Origin of the sequence: Streptomyces sp. NPDC058964 (assembly GCF_042741275.1) — a bacterium.
In the GTDB taxonomy this organism is placed as follows: Bacteria; Actinomycetota; Actinomycetes; order Streptomycetales; family Streptomycetaceae; genus Streptomyces.
In genome coordinates, this window is the sequence record NZ_JBHYKH010001054.1 from 619 (window position 1) to 1086 (window position 468).

At 80.6% G+C, this 468-nt stretch carries 1 protein-coding gene and 1 pseudogene; both read right to left on the reverse strand.

Annotation, left to right across the window (positions count from 1 at the left end):
- A pseudogene (locus tag ACFW2E_RS47610) lies at positions 1-207 on the reverse strand (hypothetical protein); the annotation flags it as partial.
- Positions 208-253: 46 nt separating this feature from the next.
- The coding region (locus tag ACFW2E_RS47615) for a GlsB/YeaQ/YmgE family stress response membrane protein (RefSeq protein ID WP_384478594.1) at positions 254-468 on the reverse strand (215 nt) is incomplete at its 5' end.

Sequence of the window (468 nt, forward strand, 5' to 3'; positions counted from 1 at the left end):
GTGGGGGGCCCGGCCCCCGGCGCGGGCGGGGGGGGCCTGGCGGTCCGGGCGGGCGCGGCCCCGGCCCGGGCCGGCCGGGGGGCGGGCGCCCCCCCCGGCGCCCTGGGGGGGGCCCCCCCCCCCGGAAGCGGCACGCACGACGTCCGGGAGCGGCATCCGGTCGGCCGTGCCGGCGGCGAAGGCCCGCCCCACGAGACGGCGCGGCATACCGCGACCGTCCCTTGGGGCCGGCCGCCGCTGTCCGCACGCCGCGTCAGCGGTGGGCCTGCGCGCGGTCCAGTGCGGCCACGCCCACCGCCGCGAGGCCGATCTGGACGAACCACTCGATCCAGTCGGGTCCCTTGGTGTCGGCCACCCCGAACGCGGCGGCGATCGCCGAGCCCAGCAGGGCGGCGACGATGCCGACGACGATCGTCCAGAGGAAACCGATGCGCTGTCCTCCTGGGACGACCAGGCGTCCCAGGACAC